Origin of the sequence: Embleya sp. AB8 (assembly GCF_049739465.1) — a bacterium.
Lineage (GTDB): Bacteria > Actinomycetota > Actinomycetes > Streptomycetales > Streptomycetaceae > Embleya.
The window spans coordinates 216,485-241,381 of the sequence record NZ_JBMHHY010000009.1 but is presented as its reverse complement, the minus strand read 5'-3'; the positions used below and the strand labels follow the sequence as shown (position 1 = coordinate 241,381).

Annotated in this window: 28 protein-coding genes; 11 read left to right on the top strand and 17 right to left on the bottom strand. The window is 70.9% G+C overall.

Going from position 1 to position 24,897, the window contains the following annotated elements:
* Positions 1–13: 13 nt before the first annotated feature.
* The 15 genes from ABIA38_RS15470 to ABIA38_RS15400 all read right to left on the bottom strand — a co-directional run bounded on the left by ABIA38_RS15470 (position 14) and on the right by ABIA38_RS15400 (position 17,379).
* Entirely contained in the window at positions 14–211 is a 198-nt protein-coding gene (locus ABIA38_RS15470; protein WP_424639195.1) for a hypothetical protein, read from the bottom strand.
* A 169-nt stretch (positions 212–380) separates the two neighbouring features.
* A complete protein-coding gene (locus tag ABIA38_RS15465; RefSeq protein ID WP_424639194.1) occupies positions 381–1,931 on the bottom strand; it encodes an MFS transporter in 1,551 nt (516 codons plus the stop codon).
* Between the two features lie 203 nt (positions 1,932–2,134).
* Complete coding sequence (locus ABIA38_RS15460) at positions 2,135–2,929, bottom strand: AfsR/SARP family transcriptional regulator (protein ID WP_424639193.1); 795 nt, start codon at positions 2,927–2,929, stop codon at positions 2,135–2,137.
* A 189-nt stretch (positions 2,930–3,118) separates the two neighbouring features.
* Positions 3,119–4,447: a serine hydrolase gene (locus ABIA38_RS15455; protein WP_424639192.1), complete on the bottom strand. Its 1,329-nt coding sequence runs from the start codon at positions 4,445–4,447 to the stop codon at positions 3,119–3,121.
* A 128-nt stretch (positions 4,448–4,575) separates the two neighbouring features.
* Complete coding sequence (locus tag ABIA38_RS15450) at positions 4,576–6,087, bottom strand: hybrid sensor histidine kinase/response regulator transcription factor (protein ID WP_424639191.1); 1,512 nt, start codon at positions 6,085–6,087, stop codon at positions 4,576–4,578.
* 151 nt (positions 6,088–6,238) lie between these two features.
* Positions 6,239–7,039 carry a maleate cis-trans isomerase family protein gene (locus ABIA38_RS15445; protein ID WP_424639190.1) on the bottom strand — a complete coding sequence of 267 codons (801 nt, stop codon included), beginning with the start codon at positions 7,037–7,039 and terminating at the stop codon, positions 6,239–6,241.
* 55 nt (positions 7,040–7,094) lie between these two features.
* A complete protein-coding gene (locus ABIA38_RS15440) occupies positions 7,095–8,000 on the bottom strand; it encodes a fumarylacetoacetate hydrolase family protein (protein WP_424639189.1) in 906 nt (301 codons plus the stop codon).
* A 101-nt stretch (positions 8,001–8,101) separates the two neighbouring features.
* On the bottom strand, positions 8,102–9,229 hold the full coding sequence (locus ABIA38_RS15435) for a cupin domain-containing protein (protein ID WP_424639188.1): 1,128 nt from the start codon (positions 9,227–9,229) through the stop codon (positions 8,102–8,104).
* Positions 9,226–10,281, bottom strand: coding sequence for a carbon-nitrogen hydrolase family protein (locus tag ABIA38_RS15430; RefSeq protein ID WP_424639187.1), 1,056 nt, complete (start codon positions 10,279–10,281; stop codon positions 9,226–9,228). Before ABIA38_RS15430 ends, ABIA38_RS15435 begins: the two co-directional genes overlap by 4 nt.
* 40 nt (positions 10,282–10,321) lie before the next feature.
* Positions 10,322–12,712, bottom strand: coding sequence for an FAD-dependent monooxygenase (locus ABIA38_RS15425; protein WP_424639186.1), 2,391 nt, complete (start codon positions 12,710–12,712; stop codon positions 10,322–10,324).
* A gap of 208 nt (positions 12,713–12,920) precedes the next feature.
* Complete coding sequence (locus tag ABIA38_RS15420; protein WP_424639185.1) at positions 12,921–13,376, bottom strand: acyl-CoA thioesterase; 456 nt, start codon at positions 13,374–13,376, stop codon at positions 12,921–12,923.
* Positions 13,377–13,387: 11 nt separating this feature from the next.
* Positions 13,388–15,085 (bottom strand): AMP-binding protein, encoded by a 1,698-nt coding sequence (locus ABIA38_RS15415; protein WP_424639184.1) that lies wholly within the window; start codon positions 15,083–15,085, stop codon positions 13,388–13,390.
* Positions 15,086–16,228: 1,143 nt separating this feature from the next.
* The gene (locus tag ABIA38_RS15410; protein ID WP_424639183.1) at positions 16,229–16,522 is read right to left on the bottom strand and encodes a hypothetical protein; all 294 of its coding nucleotides are present in this window, start codon (positions 16,520–16,522) and stop codon (positions 16,229–16,231) included.
* A 120-nt stretch (positions 16,523–16,642) separates the two neighbouring features.
* The gene (locus ABIA38_RS15405) at positions 16,643–16,975 is read right to left on the bottom strand and encodes a hypothetical protein (RefSeq protein WP_424639182.1); all 333 of its coding nucleotides are present in this window, start codon (positions 16,973–16,975) and stop codon (positions 16,643–16,645) included.
* Between the two features lie 191 nt (positions 16,976–17,166).
* Positions 17,167–17,379 carry a hypothetical protein gene (locus ABIA38_RS15400; RefSeq protein ID WP_424639181.1) on the bottom strand — a complete coding sequence of 71 codons (213 nt, stop codon included), beginning with the start codon at positions 17,377–17,379 and terminating at the stop codon, positions 17,167–17,169.
* 167 nt (positions 17,380–17,546) lie between these two features.
* On the opposite strand from ABIA38_RS15400, the gene ABIA38_RS15395 reads away from it, so the two are divergent.
* From ABIA38_RS15395 to ABIA38_RS15350, 10 genes are all read left to right on the top strand, one after another.
* Positions 17,547–18,884 (top strand): transcriptional regulator, encoded by a 1,338-nt coding sequence (locus tag ABIA38_RS15395; RefSeq protein ID WP_424639180.1) that lies wholly within the window; start codon positions 17,547–17,549, stop codon positions 18,882–18,884.
* A gap of 31 nt (positions 18,885–18,915) precedes the next feature.
* Complete coding sequence (locus ABIA38_RS15390) at positions 18,916–19,452, top strand: NUDIX hydrolase (RefSeq protein ID WP_424639179.1); 537 nt, start codon at positions 18,916–18,918, stop codon at positions 19,450–19,452.
* 161 nt (positions 19,453–19,613) lie between these two features.
* A complete protein-coding gene (locus ABIA38_RS15385; protein WP_424639178.1) occupies positions 19,614–19,877 on the top strand; it encodes a hypothetical protein in 264 nt (87 codons plus the stop codon).
* On the top strand, positions 19,874–20,122 hold the full coding sequence (locus tag ABIA38_RS15380) for a hypothetical protein (protein WP_424639177.1): 249 nt from the start codon (positions 19,874–19,876) through the stop codon (positions 20,120–20,122). The genes ABIA38_RS15385 and ABIA38_RS15380 overlap by 4 nt, the downstream gene beginning before the upstream one ends.
* Before the next feature lie 28 nt (positions 20,123–20,150).
* Entirely contained in the window at positions 20,151–20,309 is a 159-nt protein-coding gene (locus ABIA38_RS15375) for a hypothetical protein (protein ID WP_424639176.1), read from the top strand.
* Between the two features lie 10 nt (positions 20,310–20,319).
* Positions 20,320–20,613 (top strand): 4a-hydroxytetrahydrobiopterin dehydratase, encoded by a 294-nt coding sequence (locus ABIA38_RS15370; protein ID WP_424639175.1) that lies wholly within the window; start codon positions 20,320–20,322, stop codon positions 20,611–20,613.
* A 173-nt stretch (positions 20,614–20,786) separates the two neighbouring features.
* Positions 20,787–21,080: a hypothetical protein gene (locus tag ABIA38_RS15365; protein WP_424639174.1), complete on the top strand. Its 294-nt coding sequence runs from the start codon at positions 20,787–20,789 to the stop codon at positions 21,078–21,080.
* Positions 21,077–21,316, top strand: coding sequence for a hypothetical protein (locus ABIA38_RS15360; RefSeq protein WP_424639173.1), 240 nt, complete (start codon positions 21,077–21,079; stop codon positions 21,314–21,316). The genes ABIA38_RS15365 and ABIA38_RS15360 overlap by 4 nt, the downstream gene beginning before the upstream one ends.
* Before the next feature lie 64 nt (positions 21,317–21,380).
* Complete coding sequence (locus tag ABIA38_RS15355; protein WP_424639172.1) at positions 21,381–21,581, top strand: hypothetical protein; 201 nt, start codon at positions 21,381–21,383, stop codon at positions 21,579–21,581.
* Positions 21,582–21,717: 136 nt separating this feature from the next.
* On the top strand, positions 21,718–22,263 hold the full coding sequence (locus ABIA38_RS15350) for a hypothetical protein (protein ID WP_424639171.1): 546 nt from the start codon (positions 21,718–21,720) through the stop codon (positions 22,261–22,263).
* A gap of 185 nt (positions 22,264–22,448) precedes the next feature.
* On the opposite strand, the gene ABIA38_RS15345 is transcribed toward ABIA38_RS15350, so the two are convergent.
* A complete protein-coding gene (locus tag ABIA38_RS15345; protein WP_424639170.1) occupies positions 22,449–22,898 on the bottom strand; it encodes a GNAT family N-acetyltransferase in 450 nt (149 codons plus the stop codon).
* A gap of 308 nt (positions 22,899–23,206) precedes the next feature.
* Between ABIA38_RS15345 and ABIA38_RS15340 the strand changes: the two genes are divergently transcribed.
* Positions 23,207–24,016, top strand: coding sequence for an SGNH/GDSL hydrolase family protein (locus ABIA38_RS15340; RefSeq protein WP_424639169.1), 810 nt, complete (start codon positions 23,207–23,209; stop codon positions 24,014–24,016).
* Here the strand turns inward: ABIA38_RS15340 and ABIA38_RS15335 are convergent, their stop codons facing one another.
* On the bottom strand, positions 24,017–24,802 hold the full coding sequence (locus ABIA38_RS15335; protein WP_424639168.1) for a GNAT family N-acetyltransferase: 786 nt from the start codon (positions 24,800–24,802) through the stop codon (positions 24,017–24,019).
* Positions 24,803–24,897 lie beyond the last annotated feature (95 nt).

The window sequence follows — 24,897 nt, the reverse complement described above, 5'->3', positions numbered from 1 at the left end:
GCACCCCGGGACGTCAGTGGCAACTGCCGCAGCAGCTCGCACCGGCACCGGCACCGGCCTCGACCTCGACCTCGGTCGGGACCGGCGCCACGACCTCGTACCCCGCCTCGCCGACCGCCGCGGTCACCGCCGCGTCATCGAGCGCCGCATCGGCGGAGACGGTCACCCGACCACTCGCGAGGTCGACCTCGGTGGAAGTGGATGTGCTCATGGGGAATCCTCCCGTTACCCGAATCCCCCCTCAGGGATCCGGTCGATGCACACCAAGATACCCCCTAGGGGTATCAAGTCAATCCCACTCACCATCACCCCAAACCCCAAACCCCGAAGACGCCGTGGCCAAGAACCCTGCTCGCCCGCCGCCGGCTCGACCCCGCCCGTCACCCGCCCGGTGTCAGGCCCGCACCACCGCGCAGTCGCTCCAGGTCGGAAGCCCGCACCTGGATCACGAACAGCGCGATCACCGCGGCCAACACGGCGAAGACCGCCGCCACCACGAACGCTGCGGAGACCCCCGTGGTGAGCACCTGGTGACTCCACGGCGGAGGCAACACATGCGTCCGGTCGAAGTTCGCCCGCTGCACCGGTGTCGCGTGCGCCAGGAACGCCGGGACCTGGTTCTTCGCCTCGTTGCGGTTGGCCGTGCCGAACGTGGTGACCAGGATGGACAGACCGAGCGAACCGCCCACCTGCTGCATCGCGTTGAGCAGCCCCGAGGCCGCGCCGGACTCGTGCGCCGCCACCCCGGAGACCGCCATCAGGGTCAACGACACGAACTGCATCCCCATCCCCACGCCGAACACCAGCATCGGCCCGAGAATGCTGCCCGCGTACGTACTGTGCACATCGGTACGGGTCAACCAGGCAAGGCCGCCCGCCGCGAGCAGCGCGCCGCCGACCATGAACGGCTTGGGCCCGTAACGCGGCAGCAGCTGCGACGCGAAGCCCGCGCCCACCGCGATCACCACGCTGATCGGCAGGAACGCCAGCCCGGCCCGGAGCGGGCTGAAGCCCAGCACCTCCTGCACGAACAGGGTCAGGAAGAAGAACATCCCGAAGATCGCCGCGGACAGGCACAACATCATGCCGTACGAGCCCGCCCGGTTGCGGTCCGCGAACATCGCCAACGGAGTGATCGGCTGCCGGGAGTTGCGCTCGATGGAAATGAAGACGAACAGCAGTACCACCGCCGCCGCGAACGCGCCGATGGTCACCGTGTCCCGCCAGCCGTCCTGCGCGGCGCGGATGAAGCCGTACACCAGCGAGCCGATGCCCAGCGTCGAGGTGAACGCGCCGAGCAGGTCGAAGTGGCCCGGATGCCGCTCGGACTCGCGGATGTAGCGCGGCGTGGCCAGCGCGATCAGCACGCCGATCGGCACGTTGACGAAGAACACCCACCGCCAGTCCAGCCATTCGACCAGGATCCCGCCGGCCAGCAGCCCGATCGCCCCACCACCCGCGGACACCGCCGCGAATACCCCGAACGCCCGGTTGCGGACCGGGCCTTCGGCGAACGTCGTGGTGATCAGGGCGAGCGAGGTCGGCGACGCGATCGCGCCGCCGATGCCCTGGATGGACCGGGCGGCAAGCAGCTCCGGCGCGCTCTGCGCGAGTCCGCCGAGCAACGACGCGAACACGAAGAGCAATACGCCGAACATGAACACCCGCCGCCGGCCCAGGATGTCGCCCATCCGACCGCCGAGCAGGAGCAGGCCGCCGAAGGTGAGCGTGTACGCGTTGAGCACCCAGGACAGGCTGGTGGTGGAGAAGGCCAGGGAGCGCTGGATGTGCGGCAGTGCGATGTTCACGATGGTGATGTCCAGGACCACCATCAGCTGGCAGGAGGCGATCACGGCGAGCGCCGCGCCATTGCCGCGGCTTCCCTTGGGTGCCGTGGCGGTCTGCGCGGATGTCGCGTACGGATGCGCCATGATGAATTCCAGCGTGGGTGTCCCACGCCCGTCTTCGGCACGCCGCCGAAGGCGGGGTGTACCACCCACTCGTTCGACCGTAAACCCGTGGCCGCGCGGCCACCACCGGGCGGATCGGCACGCGACCGACCCGTCACCCGACGTGCCGGCCGCGCCCGGCCGGGTGGAAAACCCGCCCAGGGCGCGAACAGTCGTAAGCCCGCTCAGTGCGCGAGCGAATGTGTCCGCAGGCCCGGCGGCTCGGTGCCCGCGAGCACCGCCCGGTGCGCCTCGCGCAACGGCTCGCCCGGTTCCAGGCCGAGCAGTTCGCGCAGGCGGGCCCGGCTGTCCCGGTAGACCACCAGGGCGTCCGCGCGCCGCCCGCATACGTGCAGCGCGATCATCAACTGCCGGGCGAACGCCTCGTGCAGCGGGTACTCCGCGGTCAGCGCGTACAGCCGGGCCACACTCTCCCGATACCGGCCGAGCTCGAACTGCGCCTCCACCAGCAACTCCTGGCAATCCAGCCGGGCCGCGTCCAGGCGCGCCGCATGGGCCCGGACGATCGGCCCCGCCTCGACCCGCTCGTACGGCGCCCCGCGCCACAACTTCAGCGCGGCCGCGTACCGTTCGGCCCCCTCCCGCCGCCGACCGGCCCGGCTCGCCTCCCGCCCCTGCTCGACCAGGTGGTGGAACTCATCCGCGTCCAGCGCCACTTCGGGCGTCGAGCGCAGCACGTATCCCCCGGCGGTGGTGACGATCGACCTGCTCCGCGCCGGGGCCGACGCCCGCAGGAAGGAGCGCAGCCGGGACACGTACACATGCACGGTCGGGCGCACCTGCCGAGGTCGCGCCGGATCGTCCGCCGCCCACAGCTCCGCCACCAACTGATCGACCGTCAACACCTGGTCCCGCCGCGCGAGCAGCGCGGCCAACAGGATCTCCGGCTTGGCCGCCGCGAGCGCACGCGCCCCGCCGACCCCGACCACCCGTACCGGCCCAAGGATCTCGTACCGCACGACTGCCCCCTCTCCACTCGGCCCACCCGCCCATTGGCGCCGACCGACCTTGCCTCTCGCTTAGGTCCGCCTTGACCGAACGGCCGGGTCCGCCTTGGCCGGATCGTCCCGAAGAACGCACTCGGCCCCGCCGCCCGATGGGCGACGGGGCTGCGAGGTGCGGCTGCGAGGTGGGGAACTCGCCCCGGGTCAGCCGACCTTCGGGGTGGCTCGGACGCCGAAGTGGATGTAGGGCGAGCCGTCGGGGAGGCGGTAGAAGACCACGCTGTCCCACAGGGGGCTGTCCTTGCGTCGGCCGACGAAGGTGGTCGCGTCGACCGGGATCAGCGCCATCTCGATCGGTTCCTGCAACTCGGCCAGCGCGCCGGTGACTTCGATGCGCAGGTGCAGTTGTCCGTCCCGGACCGTGACGGTGTTGCGCTGGCCGGTGCGCTCGTAGGTGCCGACGTAGGCGTCCACGTCGACCTCGACCGGCTGCTCCGGCGGGCCGAGCCGCTCGGGCAGCGTGACGTCCACGAGAGCGGCGAACAGTTCGGTGCCCAGGGTGTTCTGCAGCGCGCCGGTGGATCCGCCGTTGGCCAGCAGGACGACCACGGTGCCGGTGTCGGGCACCACCCACAACATCGCCGCCTGGCCGATGGTGTTGCCGGCGTGCGAGATCACCCGGTGGCCGGACCACTCGTCGAGGATCCAGCCGATGCCCCACTGCGGGCCGATCGTGTACGGGTTCGGCAGGTCGACCTGCGGCTCGGTCATCACCTGCGGCGCGGCCAGCAGATCGGTGCCCAGGTGTGCCCGGCCGAAGGCGACCACGTCGCTCGCCCGGGCGCAGATCAGGCCGGCCGGACCCATCGCCCGGGTCAGCCCCCACACCGAGGTCGGCTTGCCCTCCTCCAGGTGACCCGTCGCCGCGCCGAACCGCAGCACGTCCTCGGGCAGCGTCCAGGTGTGGGTCAGGCCCAGCGGCTCGCAGATCTGCTCGCGCAGCGCCTGGTCCCAGGTCTTCCCGGTGAGTCGCTCGACGATCCGGCCGGCTATCACGAAGCCGCTGTTGCAGTAGGAAAAGGACGCGCCGATCGGGTGGTTGCGGGTCAGGTCCGCACACGCCGCGACGTACTTCTCCAGACAGTCGTCCCCGCGCCCGCTGTCCAGGAACAGGTCGCCGTCGATACCGGAGGTGTGCGTCAGCAGGTGCCGGACGGTCACCGTCTTGGTCGTCTCGGCGTCGGCGACCTTGAACTCGGGCAGCAGGTCGACGACCGGGGTGTCCAGGGTCAGCCGACCCTGTTCGACGAGCAGCATCAGCTGGGTCGCCGTCCAGACCTTGGTCACCGAGCCGATCTGGAACAGCGAGTCGGCGGTGACCGGGGTGCGGGTGTCCCGGTTCAACACGCCGGCGGCGAACGTATACACCTCACCGTCGTGCAGGAATGCCAGGCTGGCACCGGGTACGTCGTACTCGGCGATCAGTTCGGCGAGGCGGGCATTCCAGTGCGCGGTGTCGACGGTTCCGGTCATGGGACCTTCTTTCGCGAGGGGCCGGACGGCGTACCGGCACGCTACGCGCGCGCGGCGGCGCCGCTGATGGCCGCTCCGACGAAGCCTGCGAGCACCTTTCGTGCGAACGCACAACTCGGCCGGTCGGGTCAGCCGGTCGCGGCGGTGTGCCCGACCCGGACCAGCCCGCACTCGTAGGCCAGGACCACGGCCTGGGCCCGGTCCCGCAGCCCCAATTCGGCCAGCACCCGCGCCTCGTACCGGTGTACCTCGGCGACGTCGATCCGCATCGCCTCGGCGATCTCCGCGTCCGCCCGACCCGCCGCGACCAGCCGCAGCAGCGTCACCTCGGTCGGGGTCAGCTCGGCCAGCGCCTCGGGCACACCGGCGACCTCGGCCCGGGCCGGCGCCGATGTCTCGGCCGGCTCCTCCCCCGCCACCGGCAGCACCGCGGCGACCCGAAACCCGCCGTCCTGGACCCGCCCGGCCTCGAACGACCCGCCGTGCACGGCCACCCGCTCCCGCATGCCGACCAGGCCGTGCCCGCCACCGGTCATCGCGTAGCCCCCACCGGACACCTCGCCGCCCCCGCCGTCGTCGCGCACCTCCAACCCGACCGCGCCGGGCCGGTACTCGAGGCGCACCGTCGCGGTGGCCAGGCTCCCGGCATGCTTGCGAGCGTTGGTGAGCGCCTCCTGGGTGATCCGGTACAGCGCCAACCCGATCGGCAGCGGCAACTCACGCCGAGTGCCGACGACGCTCAGTTCGGTCGGCAGGCCGGCCAGGCAGGATTCGGCGATCAGCCGGTCCAAATCGGCCACGCCGGGTTGCGGTGCGGCGGACGTGGTGTCCGGGTCGTGGTCGCTGCGCAGCACACCGAGCAACTGACGCATCTCGCCGAGCGCGACCCGCCCGGACGCCTCCAGGGTCAGCAGCGCGGCCCGGGCCGCGTCCAGATCCCGATCCAGACTGGCCCGGGCGCCGCCGGACATCAGATGCATCGTGGTGATGTGGTGCGCCACGATGTCGTGCAGTTCGCGGGCGATCCGGCGGCGCTCGTCGGTCAGCGCCCGCTCGGCCAGCAGGATCCGGTTGACCTCGACCTGTCCCTGCCAGTGCCGCACGCCCGCGCTGACCCCCAGGACCAGCAGGATCGCCACGATGTCGCCGCTGGCCATCCAGACGACGGATTCCTTGCCGTGCCGGTACTCGGTCGACTGGGCCGCCAGGGTGGCCAGCGCGGCGGCGACGATCGTCCACGGCCGGCAGGCCAGGCCGACCGTGTACAGCGCCACCGCCAGCGAGATGCCGAACCGCTGCGGCATCTCGATCATCAGGTTCGACGCGGACTGGAGGACCAGCACCACCGCCAGGACCACGACCGGCGCCTGCCGACGCACCATCAGGCACGCCGCCGACCCGGCCAGGAACAGCGCGCCGACGGTGGTGGTCCCGGCCCCCGAGTAGGGCGCGCTGATCGCGTAGCCGAGCAGGTCCACGACCCCTGCCACCAGCGCGATCAGGCCGTCGGTACGGGTCCGGGCCAGGAACGCGCGGCGCCCGGCACCCGGCCCGGACGGCGCGCCCGGATCGGTCGCGGGCAGGTCCCGGCCGGTGATCGCCTTGCCGAGTGTGGCCATGGACAAGGGGCCGAAGCCCATCCAGGGCCTCCTTCCATGGGGGAACGGCGTGCCAGTATTCCACCGCGCCGCCCATCCCCACCCATCCCCACGAATCACCCGAAGCCGATGAGACAGGCAAAAGCCCCGAATCACCCGGCCGGCGCACCCGGCCCCGCCGGCCGAGCGCCGGTCAGCTCGCGGAACGCGCGCCGGCGCCGGCCCCCGACGGCGCGTCGGCGAACGCCCCCGACAGCAGGTGGCCGGCCCCCGGCGCGAAGGCCGGCAGGTCCAAGGCCCGCAACAGCTGATGCACGGTGCAGACCGCCGCCGACACGACCGGCTTGCCCAGTCGCTGCTCGGCGTCCTCGATCGCGGCCAGCGACGGCATCTGCACGCAGGCCGACAACACCACGGCGTCCGCGTCCGCGTGTTCGAGCCGGGCGGCGATGTCCGGCAGCCGCAGCGGGTCGTGCGCGGCCACGTCGAGGTTGTCCGGGATCTCGAGCGCCGCGAAGTCGAGCACCTCGATGCCCTCGTGCCCGAGGTAGTCCACCACGGTGCGGGTCAGCGGCAACATGTACGGCGCGACCAGCGCGACCTTGCGGGCCCCGATCGTATGCAGCCCGTGCACGAGGGCACCCGCGCTGGTCACCACCGGCGCGGGTGCGCCGTTCTCGACGGTGCGGCCGTGCAGCCGCTCCTCGGACACCCGGTGGTATCCCGGGCCCATGCTCATGATCGCCACCAGGCACGCGTAGCCGAGCACATCCACGCGCGCGTCGGAGAGTTCGATCGCACAGCGGTCGGAGTCGGCGTCCATCGCCCGGAGTTGCTCGGGCGTGACATGCGTCATCCGCATCCGGCTGGAGTGGAAGGTGAACCGCTCCTCGGCGACCGCCTCGCGCGCCCGCAGGATCGCGGGTACCTCGGTCTCCATCGTGACATTCGAGCTCGGCACGATCTGGCCGACGCGGTAGGGGTGTTGACGCACGGAGGTCCTCCTGCTGATGCCGAGAAGAGAGGGGTGGGGTGGGCGATGGCGCCGGTCAGCGCGCGTCGATCACCGGGTTGGTCAGCGTGCCGATCCGCTCGACGGTGGCCTCGACCACGTCGCCGGGCCGCAGGTATTGCGGCGGGATCTGGGCGGCGCCGACTCCGGAGGGCGAGCCGGTGGAGATCACGTCGCCGGGTTCGAGGGTCATCCCGGAGGAGATGTCGGCGATCAGGCGCGGGATGTCGAACAACATGTGCCGGGTGTTGGACTTCTGCTTGACGTCGCCGTTGACCCGCAACGACAGGTCGAGCGCCTGCGGGTCGGGGATCTCGTCGGCGGTGACCACGACCGGGCCGAACGGCGCGTAGGAGTCCTGGCCCTTGGAGAAGAACCACTGCCCGGAGCGGCGCTGGTCGCGGGCGCTGATGTCGTTCATGATGCTGTAGCCGAACACGTGCTCCCACGCGTCGGCTTCACTCACCTGGTAGGCGGTGCGCCCGATCACCACGGCGAGTTCGCATTCCCAGTCGAGCTGCTCGGTCAGGTCACCGTTGTGCAGGATCGGCGCGCCGGGCCCGGTCACCGCGGTGGCCGGCTTGCCGAACAACACCGGCCGGTCCGGGAGTTCCTTGGCGGTGTCGAGCGTACGGTTGGACTCGGCCACGTGCTCCACGTAGTTGAGCCCGATGCCGATGATCTTCCCGGGCCGCAGCGGCGCGAGCAGTTCCACGTCGGCGCTCGCGTGCGCGCTGCCCGCCGGCCGCCCGGCCGGGTCGGCGGCGAGCAGGTCCCGCGCGGTGCCCAGCGCCTCGGCACCGGCCCGGATGAACGCCGCCAGGTCGCCGGGGAGTTCGACGCCCGCGGCGGTGGCGAGCGCGGGCAGGTCGAGCACGTGCGCGCCGTCCTCGACGCCCAGGCGGGGCGTCGAGCCGTCGACGGTGTAGGTGACCAGGCGCATGGGGGTGTTTCCTCACTGTCCGAGTGATAATCCGGATGGTTAGTGATTGTCCGGATGGGTGGCGAAGTCGGGATGGGTGGCGAAGTCGCGGTGGGCGGTGGTCAGTTCGACGGCGTCGGCTGATGCCCGTCGTGGTCGACGTATGCCTCTTCCCGGTGGAAGCCGAGCGAGCGCATAACCGGGAAGTCGTTGAACGAGAACAACACCGCGTCGTCGGCCGGGTCGAGGTTGGCGTGTTCGTGCCAGGCCCAGGCCGGCACCGCGAATACATCTCCCTCGTGCCACTCGAAACGCTGCCCGCCGACGATCGAGACGCCGTGGCCCTTGGCCGCGGTGTAGACCACCGAACCGGTGTGCCGGTGCGCCCGGGTCGCCTGCCCGGCGCGCAGCAGTTGGATGTGCGCGCTCATCGTGGGCATCACCGAGCCGCCGGTGGCGGGGTTGGTGTACTCCATGATCACGCCGTCGTACGGGGAGCCCTCGCTCGCCTTGGCCAGGTCGAGCAGCGCCTGGTAGGTGGGCTCCCAGGGCCAGGCGAGCAGCGGCGAGTAGGGCCGGGTCCAACGCTCCGCGCCATAGGGCACCAGGTTGCCGCCGAAGGTCAGGAGGGAGGAGTTCACCACCTTGCCGGGCACCTGGTACACGTCGGGGTGCACCTCGTAGAAGCCCGCGTCCAGCGCATTGACCAGCGGGATGTCCAGGCCGTCCTGCCAGATCACCGGCGTGTCGGCGGACTCGTTGCCGTGCTCGTGCCAGGTCCCGTTCGGGGTGATCGCGAAGTCCCGGGCGCCGACCCGCAGTTTCTCGCCGTCGACGATGGTCCAGGCGCCGGTGCCCTCGAGCACGAAGCGCAGTGCGGCGGCCTGATGCCGGTGTGCGGTCATCGACTCGCCCGGCCCCATGATCTGCAGGCCGGTGTAGAGCAGGCCCGCCGCCGCGCTGATGTCCCGCCGACCGGGGTTGACCAGCATCACCACCCGGCGACCGGCGTCGTCCCCCTTGACCAGGTCGAGCGCCTTGCGGACCAGCGGGCGCAGTTCGGCGTAGCGCCACAGCGTGGGCACCGACTTGGGCTGCGGGTACCACGGTTCGATCTCGTTCGCCACGGTCCACAACGCACCGGCCTCGCGGTCGGCCAACTCGGCGTAGTAGGCGCTCAGTTCCGGGGTGTCGGTGACTCGGGCCCGGCCGAGCATGGTGTCGTCCATACGGTCGTCCTCGGTGGTCATTTCTCCTCCTCGGGGGCGGGTGCGACGGGCGTGCGGGGGCTTTCGTGGGTGAAGGTGATCGGTTGTTGTGGCCGGTTGTCCACGCTCAGCCGGAAGACGTCGAAGCGGTTGTAGTGGCCGACGATGTCGTGCATCTGTTTGGGCTGGATGCACTTGGCGAGGTCGATGTCGCCGTAGACGATGCCCTCGTCGTCGATCAGCGGTTCGCCGACCGGGCGGCCGTCCGGGCCGAAGATGCCGGAGTAGGCGCTGCGTTCGCGGCCGAGCTGTTTGCGTACCTCGGCGTCGTCACCGGCGATGGCGTCGACGATCTCCGGCGAGATGGTCGAGCAGGCGACCACGGAGAACACCTTGCCCTCGAAGCTGTGCGCCGCGGTGCGCACCGCGATCGCGTCCGCCATGTCGTAGTCGGCGGGTGCCACGGGCAGCGCGATATAGCTTGCCGCGTGCACGAGTTCGCCCTGGGCGAGCAGGGTGAATCGGGCCAGCGTGTTGGTGTTCTCCCCGCACGCGAGCACCCCGAGCGGGCCGATCCCGGTCGGGTGTACGCGCAGTGAACTGCCGTCGCCGCCGGTCCAGGTCAGCTTCTCCGCCCAGGTGGGCACCAACTTGCGGTGTACGCCGATCAGTTCGCCGTCGGCGTCGATGGTGAGCATGGTGTTGTAGAGCACGCCCAGGCTGTGCGGGCCGCGCTCGTTGACGCCGATCACCACGACCGCCCCGGCCGCCCGGGCGGCGGTGCGCAGCGCCTCGATGTGCGGGCCGGGGATGTCCACCGAGGAGCGGTAGAGGCGTTCGTACCAGGGTGAGCCCTGGACCGGGTTCATCGTCCAGTTCCAGTAGGGGTAGCCGGGGACGAACGCCTCGGGGAAGACGATCAGTTCGGCGCCGTTCCCGGCGGCCTCGGCGATCAGCGCGACCGCCTTGGCCACGGTGGCCGCCGCGTCCAGGTAGACCGGCGCGGCCTGCACGGCGGCGGCCGTGAACCGGGGCGGGTTGTCGCGCTGCTCGCCGGTCAGCACGATCGGTGGGGTGGGGCTGGGACTGTCCATCTCGGGCTCCTCCGCTGGCTCCTCGTGGTCCACGATCGGGTCAGCGCCGGCCGGTTCCGGCGACCAGTCTGGGTTCGGCCTCCGGCCGCCACCGCCGGTGTACCGGTTCGACCGCCGCGCGCAACAGGTGCAGTCGGGGGGCCACCCGGTCGCTGCCCGCGCCGGGCGGCTTGCGGCTGCCCGGCCGCCAGGCGCTCGGCCAGGGCGCGGCGGGTCCGCTGTAGCCCTGTTCGACGGCGGCGTGCAGCGTCCACATCGGGTCGTACAGATGGGCCCGGCCGACCGCGCACAGGTCGGCGCGGCCCGCGAGCAGGATCGAGTTGACGTCGTCGTAGCCGGAGATCGCGCCGACCGCGATGGTGGGCACTCCGGTGGCGTTGCGGATCAGGTCGGCGAACGGCGTCTGGTAGCCGCGGCCGAAGGCGGGTCGCTCGTGCGGGACGACCTCTCCCGAGGACACGTCGATCGCGTCCGCCCCGGCCGCCGCGAGCGCGCGGGCGATCTGGACCGCGTCCTCCTCGGTGGTGCCGCCCTCGGCCCAGTCGCTCGCCGAGATCCGCACCACCAGCGGCTTGGTGGAGGGCCACACCGCCCGTACCGCGGTCAGCACCTCGATCGGGAAGCGCAGCCGGCCGGCGAGCGAGCCGCCGTACTCGTCGTCGCGCAGATTGGTCAGCGGGGACAGGAAGCCGGAGAGCAAGTGGCCGTGCCCGTACTGGAGTTCCAAGGCGTCGAAGCCGGCCCGATCGGCCCGCGCGGCGGCGCTCGCGAACGCCTCGGTGATCGTGTCCAGATCGGCCCGGTCGGCCGCGCGGGGCCGGAAGTCGCCCTCGGCGTCCCAGGGAATCGCCGACGCGGCCACCATCGGCCAGCCGGCCGAGCCGAGCGGCGCGGATCGACCGTCGGCGTCCGGCACGGTGGTCGCCGCACGGCGGCCGGCGTGGGTGAGCTGGATGCCCAACAGCGGGCCGTCCGGGGCCTGTTGCTTGATCCGGCCGACCAGCTCGCGCCAGGCGCTCTCGTGCGCGTCCGACCACAGGCCCGAACAGGCCTCGGTGGCCCGGCCGTTGGGCAGTACGGCGGTCATCCCGGCGAACACCAGGCCCGCCCCGCCGAGCGCGAGGGCGCCCAGGTGGGCGGCCTCGAACGGGCCCGGGATGCCGTCGGTGGCGGTGTAGGTGGCCAGCGGCGGGACCACGACCCGATTGCGCAGCCGTACCGAACCGAGCCGGAACGGCTGGAACATCGGTGCCGCGTCCACCCGGTCGGGCCGCCCGGCGGTGAACGCCGCGTCCACCTGCGCGACGAACCCGGCGTCCCGCTCGCGGAGATTGGCGTGGGTGACCCGGCGGCTGCGGGTGAGCAGGTTGAAGGCGAACTGTTCGGGCACCTGGCCCACCGCGCGGTCGATGTTCTCGAACCACTCCAGGCTGGCCTGCGCGGCCCGCTGGGTGGAGCGCACCACCGGCTTGCGTTCGGCCTCGTAGGCGGTGAGCGCGGCGGGGATGTCGGCATGCTCGTTCAGGCACGCGGCCAGCGCGAGTGCGTCCTCCATGGCCAGCTTGGTACCCGAGCCGATGGAGAAGTGCGCGGTGTGCGCGGCGTCGCCGAGCAGTACCACGTTCTCGTGCCGCCACGTGGCGTTGCGCACGGTGCTGAACCGGATCCAGCGCGAGTTGTTCGGGATCAGCCGGTGTCCGTCCAGGTGTTCCGCGAACAGCGCCTCGCAGCGCGCGATGCCCGCCTCGTCACTGGCGCCGCGCGGCAGCTCGCGACCGGCGAACTCGGCGAACCCGCCGCGCCGCCAGGCGTCTTCGGCGAGTTCCACGATGAACGTGCTGCGTCGGTCGTCGAACGGATAGGCGTGCACCTGGACCGCGCCGAAGTCGTGCCGCTCGACGATGAAGGTGAAGGCGTCGAACACCTTGTCGGTGCCCAGCCACATGTATCGACAGCCCCGCTCGTCGAGTTCGGGCCGGAAGGTGTCCGCGTAGCGTTCGCGGACCGCCGAGCGCACCCCGTCCGAGGCGACCACCAGGTCGTGGGTGCGGGCCAGTTCGTCCACCGGCGGGGCCTCGGTGCGGTAGCGCAGTTGTACGCCGAGCGCGGCGCACCGCTCCTGCAGGATGCGCAACAGCCGCTCGCGCCCCAGCGCGGCGAAGCCGTGTCCGCCGGAGGTGAGCGTGCGGCCCTCGTAGCGGATGTCGATGTCGGTCCAGCGGGCGAACCCCTCGGACATCGCGGCGAAGATCTCCGGGTCGGCCTGGGCGATGCCGTCCAGGGTCTCGTCGGAGAACACCACACCGAAGCCGAAGACGTCGTCCGGGGCGTTGCGCTCCCACAGGGTGATCTCCGACGCCGGCGAGAGCTGCTTGGCGAGGGCGGCGAAGTACAACCCGCCCGGCCCGCCGCCGATGACTGCTATGCGCACAGCGTCCTCCAATGTTCCCGGCCCATCCGAGCGTATGTAATAAATTCCACGGTCGTCAATGCGGCGCGATATTCGACGCGGGTGCGATATCCGACGCGGAAGCGGGGTGTGTGCTCCGTACCCGGTGTGCGCCGGCGCAGCGGTGGGTTCACCCGGTCGCGCACCGCCGGCCGCCTCGGGTGCCGGCCGCCTCCGGTGCCGGCCCGCCTCAGGTGTAGGACTCCGGCCGCTGCGGCCCACCGCGGGAGAGCGCGGCCCTGGTCTCGTCCGGCCACGGCAACGCGCCCTTGGCCTGCGGCGGACAGTGCACGACGGACAGCCGCCCGGTCGCGGCCGGCCCGTGCTCCCCGCGTACCTCGAACGTGTAGTGCAGGGAGCTGCTCCCCACCCGCTCGATCCGCAATGTGGTGTGCGCGGCCTCGCCGAACCACAACCGCTCGCGGTAGTCCGCCTCGAAGTGCACCCGGGGAATCCGGCCGAACAACTCGGCCACCCCGAGCCGTCGCAACAACACCGCCTCGGCCGCCTCGACCCAGCGCTGCACGGCGGAGTAGTGGTAGTGCCCGGCGGCGTCGGTGTCCTGCCACTCGACCCGCCGTTCGACCACGACGCTGGGCAACGACGGGGTTTCCGGGTGGACCGGGGTGGGGTCGGTGTCCTGCATGATCTCGCCTTTCACGTTGGGTCCGGGGCGGCCGGCGGTGTCGCCGGTGTCGCGGGTGTCGCGGGTGTCGCCGGTGTCGCCGGTGCGGATTCACCGGTCCGGGCCCAGGCGCGCAGTTCGGCACGGCGCAACTTCCCGTTGCCGGTGCGCGGCAGCGCGGCCACGAACTCGACGGCGCGCGGGTACTTGTACGGCGCGATCGTCTGCTTGACGAAGTTTTGGATGCGGGTCGCGGTATCCGCGTCGGGCGCGACGCCCGCCCGCAGTACGACATACGCCTTGACGATCAGCCCGCGGCGGGGATCCGGCGCGCCGACCACGCCGCACTCCGCGACGTCGGGGTGCGCGGCCAGGGCGATTTCCACCTCGGGGCCGGCGATGTTGTAGCCGGAGGAGACGATCATGTCGTCGCTGCGGGCCTGGTACCAGAGATAGCCGTCGGCGTCGCGGACGTACGTGTCACCGGTGATGTTCCACCCGTCGCGCACGTAGCCGAGCTGCCTCGGGTCGTCCAGGTAGCGGCAGCCGGTCGGGCCCTTCACGGCGAGTTGCCCGGGCGTCCCGTCCGGCACCGGCCGCCCGTCGGCGTCGAGCACCGCGGCCTCGAACCCGGGTACCGCACGGCCGGTTGCCCCGGGTCGGATGTCCCCATCCGAGGCGGAGACGAACACATGCAGCAACTCGGTGGCGCCGATCCCGTCGATCAGCTCGATCCCGGTGGCCGTGTGCAGGTCGTGCCACGTCTCGGCGGGCAACGACTCGCCCGCCGACACACAGCGGCGAACACCCTTGAGCAGGTCGGCCAGGCCCGCGCCGAGGATCGCCCGGTAGGCGGTCGGCGCGGTGAACAACACGGTCACGCCGTGCTCGGCGACGATCCGCGCCAGCCGCTCGGGCGTGGCGTGTTCGAGCAACAGGCCGGCCGCGCCGACGTGCAGCGGAAAGACCACGAGGCCACCGAGCCCGAAGGTGAAGCCCAGCGGTGGGGTCCCGGCGAACAGGTCGTCGGCGGTGGGCTTGAGGATGTGCCGCGCGAAGGTGTCGGAGTTGGCCAACACGTCACGATGAAAGTGCAACGTGGCCTTGGGCCGCCCGGTGGTCCCGGACGTGAACGCGATCAACGCCACGTCGTCGGCGGCGGTGTCCACGGCCACGAACTCGCCGCTCTTGAGCGCGCACCGTCGGGTGAGATCGGCGTCGTCATCGCTCCCGTAAAGCAGGGTGACCAAACCGGGCACATCCGCCGCGGCCAACTCCGCACCGAACCGATGATCACACAACGCAACCATCGGCCGGCTGATCTCACACAGCGTGGTCAGCTCGTGCGCCCGAAGCAGCGGCATGGTCGTCACCGCGACGCCACCGGCCTTCAGCACCCCGAACCAGCAGGCGACCAGCCACGGATTGTTCGGCCCACGCAACAACACCCGATTCCCCGGCACCAGGCCGAGATCCTCGGTCAACACCCGGGCGACCTGATTGGCCCGGCGCAGCAGATCGCCGTACGTCCACGTGTCGTCGAGGGTCAGCAGACACCGCCGATCCGGCCCGAGCCGATCGATGGTGTCGTCCAGCAGGGCCCGAGCGCAGTTCAACCGCGTCGGATAACGCAACTCCGGCAGTTCGAACCGAAGTTCGGGCCACTGCTCGAAGGGGGGCAGTCGATCACGACAGAACGTGTCGACGTGGGCGGAAGGGGACAGCTCCATGTGCGCACCTCATCCTGGTGTCAGCGGGAGTCGCGCAGCCAAGTATCTACCAATCCTGACGGCAGTCAATGGAACGCGATACTCCGAATGGGCCACGAGGCGAACGGGGTGCTTGGTCGAAGCCTCGGGAGCGGGACGCGCACCCCTGCCGGGGGCGGCCGAGCAACCATCCGGGGCGGGGCGGGCGGGCCGGATCGATGCGAAGCGCAACCGCGCGATACGTGGCCGTTGCTGTCCGGGTCGGCTTTGCTGGTTCGTGGTCGGGGGCGGTTGGCCGCTTGGCGTCGTGGTGTTGGGGTGGTGCGTGGTTGGTCCTGGGTCGGTTCGGCGGGGCCGGGTCGTGGCGGCTACCTGCGTCTCGTCGTTGCACGTCCCCTCCGGGGCCGGGTCTTTGCTTGGTGCTCCGCATCCGTTGTTGCCCGTCCACTACGTGGCCGTTGCTGCCCTGGACGGCTTTGCTGGCTCGTGGTCGGGGGCGGTTGTGCGTTGGGCGTCGGGGGGTTCGGCCGCTGCGCAGGCGTTGTGACCTCGTGCGAGGTGGTCGGTTTCCGTTCGGGGCGTGGGTTTGTTGGCTCGGGTTGCGCCTGCGGGTGTGCGAGGCGCTCGGTTCTCCGTCGGCGTGCGGCCCTTTTTGTCTTGTCGCGACTCGCTTTGGGCCCGGGGAGCACGAAACCGGCACTCACCGACCTGCCCAGACCCGAGCGCCGGGTAAAACCGCAGGTCACGCATCGCGCCGGGCCTTGGGGGTCTCGTCGGGATCCGGTTTCGGGCCCGGCGAGGGAGCGGGAGTCGGGATGGGCTGCGAGATGCGGCATGGCCGGCGGCTACCGGGGCCTCAGATGCCGAGCGAATCTGATACCTGCGTGACACGCAAGATCTCACAGTGCCTTGAGGAGCGCCGGCTGCGGGGCCTGAGTCCGGTCGACGAGTCGGAGGTCGAGCAGGATGCCGCAGCGGTCGCGACGCTCGGTTTTTGAAGCCCTGCCCCCGTGCCCCTCCTTGCCGTCTTGACCCGACCGCAACCAACGCGGTCGGAGACTCCCGCTCGGCGATCCGGGCGCGTGCCATCGACGGACCGCCACCGCCCCGGAGTCACTGCTGCCGGCGGACCGGTGGCGGGTTCTTCGGTTTCGGTGGCCGCTGCTACCAGAGCGTTTCGCCCTCGCGCATGGCCGCAGGCAGCCAGTCGGGGACCGGCATCGCGGCGTTCCGGGCCGCGATGATCCTGTCGTTCGCGGCGACTTCCGCGCGGAGGATGTCGCTGCGCTCGTTCTGGTCCGCATGGACCAGGAGCGCGGCGATCAGCGCGGGCAGTGTCCCGTCCGGAACGTGGAAGGTCTCGAACGCGTAGACGTCGCCGTCCGATTGCTCGTACCGGGCGACCAGGAGACCCGGGTTGTACTCGTAGTCGACGAGCCGTCCGGCGGGTTGGGGCATGATCTCTCCGAGAATCCGATCGTGGTGGGGCGGGGCCGGTCGGGTCCCTGGTCGACCGGCCCCGCGCCCGTGGTGCCTCGCCCGGCCGGACCAGAGCGCGAACTCCCGGCCGGGCGAGGGTCATGGGGGTGGTCCGGCCGCGCGGTCGCCCGGGACCCTGTGCGCCCAACCGCGGCTCGGAGGGGCGTGTTCGCGATCCAGGATCATGCGGACGTAGCCCGGGGAGAACCCGGTCGTGGCGGCGATCGTGTCGACGGGCACGCCGTCGCGGTTGGCGTCGGTGACCGCGTTGCGGACCGTGGCTTCAGCTTTGCGGCAGCGCTCCCGGTGGGTGTGCTGCTCGGCGTCCGATGTCGTTCTCGGATCGAGGTGGGTGCCGTGGAGTCGGTCGTGCCTCGCAGTGGCTGCGGCGAGGCGTTCGACGGCGGCCCGGCGGTCGGTGGTCCAATGCATGGCGCTCCCTTCGGACCGGGTCGGTGTGTGGTGAACAGGGCGTGGTTCCTCGCCCGGCCGGGCGTGCGGGGGTCTTCAGGCACCCGGCCGGGCAAGGAGTTGGGGCCCGGCCTCGCAGCTATGCCATGACTGCGAGGCCGGGTACCGCCCGCCCGATGCGGTCGGAACGGGCGGCGGCAGGGGACGGTTCGTCAGCCGCCCGAGTTCGCGATGCGGCCCAGTTGCAGAGGGTGGGACGTTCGGGCCAGTTCGACCTGCAATTGATGCACGAGGAACCGCGCTTGGTCGCGGTCGAGATCGTAGGTCGGGGCCTCACCCTCGTCGCCGACGTCGAGGATGACCCGAATCGGCCGCGCCGGATTGCCTGACACGTCCACCTGGATCATCAACGGCCTCTCGCTCACCGTGGTCTCCTCGTCTGCTCGCCTGCCGTCCCCACAGACTTGCGCCGCCACCACACGCTGCGGCAGGTGTGAGAACCGGCCTCGCATGTGCGTGATTCACACGGGGTGTGAAGTGCAAATCGTTAGGCTCGACGACCAGGGCTTGACGTGCGACACCAAGGGGACCCATGAGCCCGAACCACCTGCTCGCTGCTGCGCTCGACGATTCCGGGATGTCTCGCGCCGGACTCGCACAACGCGTCAACGCGCTCGGCGCCCGCGTCGGCCTCACGTTGCACTACGACCACACCTCCGTCGGACGATGGTTGAAAGGCCAGCGCCCACGCAGCCGTTCCATCGAGATGGTGTGCGCCGTTCTCAGCGAACGCCTCGGTCGCGAGATCACACCCCAGGACGTCGACCTCGACACCCGCACCGACGGATCCTCCGGAACGACCCTGCCGGCCTTCGTCGAGCGCGCTCCCGCATTGTGGACATCCGACCACCGGCGCGCGGCGACCGCCCAGGAGACACCCGCCGCCGTGGGCATGGCCGCGATCGCCCCCGTCTGGGAGTGGGAGAATCCACCTCACGACATCGACGTCTCCCATCGGGGGCCGGTTCACGTCGGCTCCGAGGATCTGGAGATGCTACGAGGGGCCCGGGGCCATTACGTGCGCATGTACCAGCAGGTCGGAGGGCTCGCCGCCAGGCCGCGCGTGATTCGGTTCCTCGCCGAGAACGTGACGCCGGCCGTTCGCGGAAGCTACCCCGATCGTGTCGGCCGCGAACTGTTCCGTGCGGCCGGCGGGCTCGTCGCGGTCGCGGGCATCTGCTCTTACGACTCCGACCAGCAGGGGCTCGCGCAGCGGTACTTCCATCAGGCCCTCCGCATGGCGAAGGCCAGCGGTGACCACGCGTTCGGCGGCTACGTCATCGCCCTGCTCGTCAACCAGGCCATCCATCTGCGCGACTACCGACAGGCCACGGCGTTCGCCGAGGCCGGGCTCCGCACGGCGGGCCCCTATCTCTCTCCGGCCCTGGCTGCGGACCTGTTCGCAATGCAGGCGAAAGCGTTCGCCCGTATGCGGCACCCAGCAGCTGCCCGCGACAGCCTCAGCCGAGCCGAGGAGGCATTCGGTCGGATCCGCCGCGCGGAAGAGCCTCCCGAAACCGGCTATGTCCAGGCGGGTCTCGTCGAAGCCCAGGCCGCCGAGACCCTGTTGAGCCTCGGCGACCACCGCCCCGCTCTTCGGTACGCCGAGGAAGCCGTCGACGCGCACAGCCATGCTCGCGGAAGGGTGCACCGCCTCGCGACCCTCACCTCGGTCGCCATCGCCTGTCGTAACCTCGACCAGGCCGTGGTCTCCGCATCGGCGACATTGGACGCGGCCCAAGGTATGGAGTCGCGACGGCTCTCGGATCGCCTCCAAGGGATGCACCGCAAACTCGCGGCGCACACCGGCGCGCCGGCTGTGCGCGAGGTGGCCGAGAGGGTCGAAACTGTCCTGGCGATGCCCTACTGACGGGCACCCCCGGGCCCGCAAGGAGACGCGCGTGAAGTGGATCAAGCACAGTGAGACCGACGTGTACGCCAACAAGTGGTTCGCGATTCGCCTTGCCGACGTCGAACTCCCCGACGGGCGCCACCTCGACCACTACCTCATCCGGCAACGACCCGTCGCACTCGCGACCATCGTCGACGAGCAGGACCGCGTACTCCTGCTCTGGCGCCACCGCTTCATCACCGACACGTGGGGCTGGGAACTCGCCGCCGGAGTCGTCGAAACCGAAGCCGGCGAGACCGTAGAGGGAGCCGCAGCGCGCGAAATGCTCGAGGAAACAGGCTGGCGCCCCGGCCCACTCCGCCACCTGCTCAGCGTCGAGCCTTCCAACGGCCTGTCCGACTCCGTCCACCACGTCTACTGGTCCGACCACGGCGAACACGTCGGCGACCCCGAGGACGCCTTCGAGTCCGACCGCGTCGAATGGGTCCCACTCAAGGAAATCCCCGACCTCATCGCACGCAGCGAGATCCGCTCGGCAAACGCCGTGGCCGCGCTCCTCATGCTCCACCGACTACGAGGGCTGTGACCTGATCTCCAGGGCTGTTTGCGGCGGGGCAGTCGCATATCCGGACTCGACCATGATGCACCGACACCCCGACAGCAGGGGAACGGCGCACACCGGGTCGCGTACTCCGGTCGTGTGCGCCGGCTACCGACCACGGGCGATGCGGTGCCACCCTGGACGGCATGCCTACCACCAGCGTTCGTGGCAAGACCATCACACTCCCCGACACCCTTGACGGGATCCGCGCCAACCTCCCCGAGGAACGCCGCGCCGAGTTCGACCGCGTCATCGGCTCCACACCGCTCCGGCAGATCGTCCAGGTCGCCCTCATGCAGTTCGCGCTGCCCCCTGAGGCCCAGGACGACGACGCGGCCGCCGGCGATCGGATCAGGGCCGGCGACTGGACCGGCGTCCACAACTCCGACGGCACCCCGTTCACGCCATGAGCTACCGGGTGACCTGGACCGACGCGGCAGAGCATGGCCTGGAGGGCGCTCCTCCTGCCGACCGGGCCGGCATCAGAAGCACGGTCGAGCGCGGCCTGTCGACGGACCCCTACGGCTGCGGGTCGACCCCGGTGAACCCCCGCGACCCCGACCGCCGCGACGCAAGCTTCGGTCGGGTCGTCGTCCGCTACGAGATATCCGGCGGCGTGACCACTGTCACGGTCCTGCGTTGCGCCGGCTGGTGATGTCGGGCCGGCCTCGTACAGTCCCGAGATGCACGACACCGCACCGACGCTCGCCGACCGCGAGCAGCACTTCACCGGCCTCACCGAGGCAATCCGCGAGCACGCCGCCCGGCACCCCGGCAGGAACGAGCCCGAGGACGACGTCGAACGTGAGCGGTGGGTCGGCGACCGCGCCGGTCGATTCTGAGGAGAGCATCGTGGGAGAACGCACACCCCTCACTGCCGACGACGTGGCTGCCAGGCTCGGCGAGCGGAAGGGCTGGTCGGGAGACACGAGCGGTATCACGAAGAGCTTCCGCGTCGAATATCAGGCGGGTGCCCGTTTCGTGGGAGAAGTGGCGTTGATCGCCAAGGAGTTGCAGCATCATCCGGATGTCGAACTCCACTGGGAGGAGCTTCGGTTCAGCATGACGACCTATACGGCGGGTGGCGTCGTCACGGAGCTCGACTTCAAGCTCGCCGACGCCATCGATGCGATCGTCAAGGGCTAGCAAGTCGTAGCATCAACCCAACCCGCAGCTGCCGGACCGGACCGAAACCCGGCAACCGAATCCCCCACCACGATGGCGGCGGGCCGCAGAGCCGCAGGGCGCACAGCCGGTCGCGTACCCCGGTCGTGTGCGCCGGCTACCGATCGCGGACGCCCCGATGCCACGCTGGGGGCATGGACAACGACCTCCGTGACCCCGACCGGCCCACCCTCACCACCACCATCGACGGACGACCCGCCAAACTGCCCGGCACCCTTGCCGACATCCGCGCCGCGCTCCCCGAAGACCAACGCGAGGCATTCGACAAGGAGATCAACAACGCGGCGCTCTTGGACATCGCCCCCCTCGCCGCCCACTGGGCCATCCCGCCCGACGAGCGCGCCCGCATCGAAGCCGACGCCGAGCGGGTTCGATCCGGGGACCTCACCGGCGTCGTCGACGTACACGGAAACCCCGTGCAGCCATGAGCTACTACGTGCAGTACACCGACCGCGCCCGCATCGAGTACAACGCCCTGTCCGCCAAGACACGCCGCGAGTTCGACACCGCTGTGCACGACATGGCCCGCAACCCCTACGCCCAGGGCGCCGCCATCCGCGGCAACAAGGACCGACGAAGCGCATGCCTCGCAGGTGTCATCACAGAGTACGAGATCAGCAGCAGCGTCCTGGTCGTGACCATGCTCAAGGCCATCGGGGCATGACACCGGATCGCAAGCCGCCGCACCCGCCGGCCGGATGCCGGACCTGGCGGGTGGCACCGGACGGATGCACGACACGCACGACACCGCCCCGACACTCGCCGACCTTGAGCAGCAGTTCACCGGCCTGACCGAGGCAATCCGCGAGCACGCCACCCGGCACCCCGGCAGGAACGAGCCCGAGGACGACGTCGAACGCGAGTGGTGGGTCGGCGACCGCGCCGCCTGGAGCACGAAATGGGCGCGGCTGTGGAGCGAGCAGCCGTAGCCGGCCGCGTGATCCACCCGCAGCGCGCGGATTCTGTCCGATTTCGGGCAGAACCCCGACCACGGAGAGCTACTACCAGCTCCCGCCGACCGGTTTCGGTCTTGTAGTCGGCCACAAGCTTCGGCAGGTTGGCGGCATGATCCTGCCGTTCACGCGCGAGGGTAAGAGTGGTTCGGTGCGGGTGGCCGTCGAGCGGGTCGACGATCCGGCGGCGGTCGGACAGACCGAGGAGGCCCGGGACTTCCCGTGCCTCACCGCGCGGATCGACTTCCCCGGACGCGGCTACGGCGCACTGTTCGGCTGGGTGCAGCTGGTCCGTTCCACCGACGGCGCGTCGGACGGCGCCGGCTTCGAGATGGACCCGTTCCCGCTGTTCGCCGCCGCGCGATCCCCGTACTGCTACTTCGGCCTCGCGCCGACCCTGTTCGACTCCCCGGCCCGGTTCGACCGCAAGCCGCTCTCCTGGCTCGCGCATACGTTCCTGGCCTGGACGCCGATGGCCGAGCGCGTCGAGCCGCATGTGGTGCCGCTGGTCGGGTTCTCGTGGGGGTTCGAGATCGACGACGGTGAGCGGATCGGTATTCGCGCCGCGCTACCGCTCGCCGCCGACGCCTGGGCCGAGCATCTCCCGCTCCTCCGGGCCGAGCATCCGGGTTGGACGTTTGCCGGGAAATCGGCCTGAACCAGGTCGGGTTCGTTCACCGAACCGACGGCGTGGAGTCGGATGACGGATGACGGCACCCGACCCGCAGCCGGGCCCCCGGCGGCGGATCGGGCTCGGGATCCTCGCGGGGCCGGTCGCCGGACTCGACTTCAGGCCGGCCGAGGCCAGTGCCGCGCCCGGCGCCGGCGATGGCACCGATGCCGTCAGGGCCGGTGCGCCCGGTCCTCGGGGCACGGCGCACCGCGCAGCGTGCGGTGGCACAGCACGCCCTCGCCGCCGGTGAACTCGACACCGGGGATCGCGAATTCGCGGGTCTCCTCGTGGAAGCCGAGCACCTCGTGCAGGCGCAGCGAGGCGGTGTTGCGGGCGTTGGCGAAGTACCAGGCGGACGACGCGCGTTCGGCGATCCAGTCGAGGCGCGCCGAGGTCAATTGGTGGCCCAGGCCCTGCCCTCGGGCCGCCGGGTCGACCACGATTCCGGCCAGGTAGTAGCCGATCGGGGCGGTCGGGGACGGGTCCAGGTGCAGCGCGCGGGCGTAGCCAACCACCGTCCCAGCCCGGTCCGTTGCCACCAGGAAGCAGGCGTCCGGGCGGTCGGACCAGCTCCGGACGCGAGCGAGGCCGTCGGCACCCGGCTCGTGCAGCAGCAACAACCGCGCGCACGCCTCGAGGTCGCCCGGTTCGGCGGCACGGATCGTATGGGCGGAAGTGGCGTTCAGGACTTGCTCCGTTCGTGGTGATCGGTCCCGTCATGGGGCCGAAATCCTTCTATGCACCGGTGTAGTCGAGACGGGACGATGTGTGCGCAAAGCGGAGTGCCAAGGGTGACGACTACGGACGAGTCGGACGTCGATCGGGCGGCCCGGCTCGGGCATCGGACCGGTGACACGTTCGAGTATCGCGGCGTCGCCGTCGATGCCGCCCGGCAGCGTCCCCCCAACGTCTGCCTAGGAGACCATCCGTGCTCTCGTTGCCTCGCACCACGTCCATCGCGGCCGTCGCCGCCGTCGTCGCGCTGACCGGATTCGCCGCGCCGACCGCCCACGCCGCCGCCGCGTCGAACTATGTCGCGCTCGGGGACTCGTACAGCGCCGGTGTCGGCGCCGGCGACTACTTCTCCGACAGCGGCTCCTGCAAGCGCAGCGCCAACGCCTACCCCGTGTTGTGGAACAACAGCCACCCCGGCGGCAATTTCACCTTCGCGGCCTGTTCCGGCGCGAAGACCGCCGACGTCCGCAACGGCCAACTGGCCGCGCTCAACGGGGCCACGTCCTTGGTGACCATCAGCATCGGCGGCAACGACGCCGGTTTCGTGGACACCGTCAAGTCGTGCCTGTTCGGCTCGGACGGCGATTGCTCCGCGGCCGTGACCAAGGCCAAGACCTACGCGACCACCAAGCTGCCCGCCGACCTGGACGCCACCTACGCACAGATCCACAACCGGGCCCCGAACGCCCGCCTGGTGGTGTTGGGTTACCCGCGACTGTTCGAACTCGGCTCGTGCTTCCTGGGCATGAGCGACGCCAAGCGCACCGTGCTGAACCAGGCCGCCGACACGCTGGCCGACGTCACCCGAGGCCGCGCGAGCGCCGCGAACGCCGACTTCGCCGACGTGCGCAACCGGTTCGCCGGACACGGGGTGTGCGGGTCCGACGAGTGGATCAACGGCATCACCTTCCCGATCGACGAGTCGTACCACCCCACCAGCACCGGTCAGAGTGACGGCTACTTCCCCGAACTCCAGGCCACCACCGGAGCGTTGACCCACTAGCTAGCGCCGCCCGACCAGATAGCCCACCTCCCGATCGAAGCCCACCACCACTCCCCCGGCGGCCAACAGCCCACCGAGCACCTCGCGCAGCGCGAGTCGCCAGGCCCGGGCCGCGGTCGCGTCGACCCGCCGGATCGCCTCGATGTCGGCGGGCACCCCGACCAGCACGACCGCGGCGTCCGTACGCCCGACCACCGGCATCCCGTCCCGCTCCGCCAGTGCCACCCCGGCAGCGCACGGCGGCGCCGGTGGCGGCTCCCGGCGTACGGCGGCGCGGACCCTCGGGTCGTCCAGCTCCCAGACGGCCAACACCCGATCGCTCGGGTCGCCCTCGTTGACCCGGTCGACCATCTCGCCGTAGAAGTCGGGCAGGTACTCCTCGGGCCGCGCGCCCAGCTTGACCAGGTTGAAGTAGGCATTGCGGCGGATCAGCGGGTCGTACGTCCAGGTGATCCGCCGCAACCCCCGCGCCAGCGCCCAGTCGCGCTGATGGGTCTTGAGCGCGAAGCCCACCCCGCCGCTCGCGGGCAGCACGCCGGTGACGTGCGAGTGCAACGTCTCGCCGAGCGGCGCGCCGAAGAATGCGACCGTGGCGCCGACCAGGCGGCCGTCCCGATACGCCCCGGCGACGTAGTTGCCCGCGTGCGCGAGCGCCCGCAACAACTCGGCGGCCACCGCATGGCCCTGCCCCGGCGCCGGTGGCCAGATCTCGTCGTACAGCCGCTCGACCTCGCGGAACTCGTCGAGCCCGCCCAGTTCGCGCACCGTCACCGCCGGGTCGCCCATGCGCCGCCACCTCGTTTCGCCCAACCACGCGGACCGGACCGTCCACACCCGGTCCATCGCTACCCGAAGCGAGCGCGCCCGGAACGGAGCGGCCG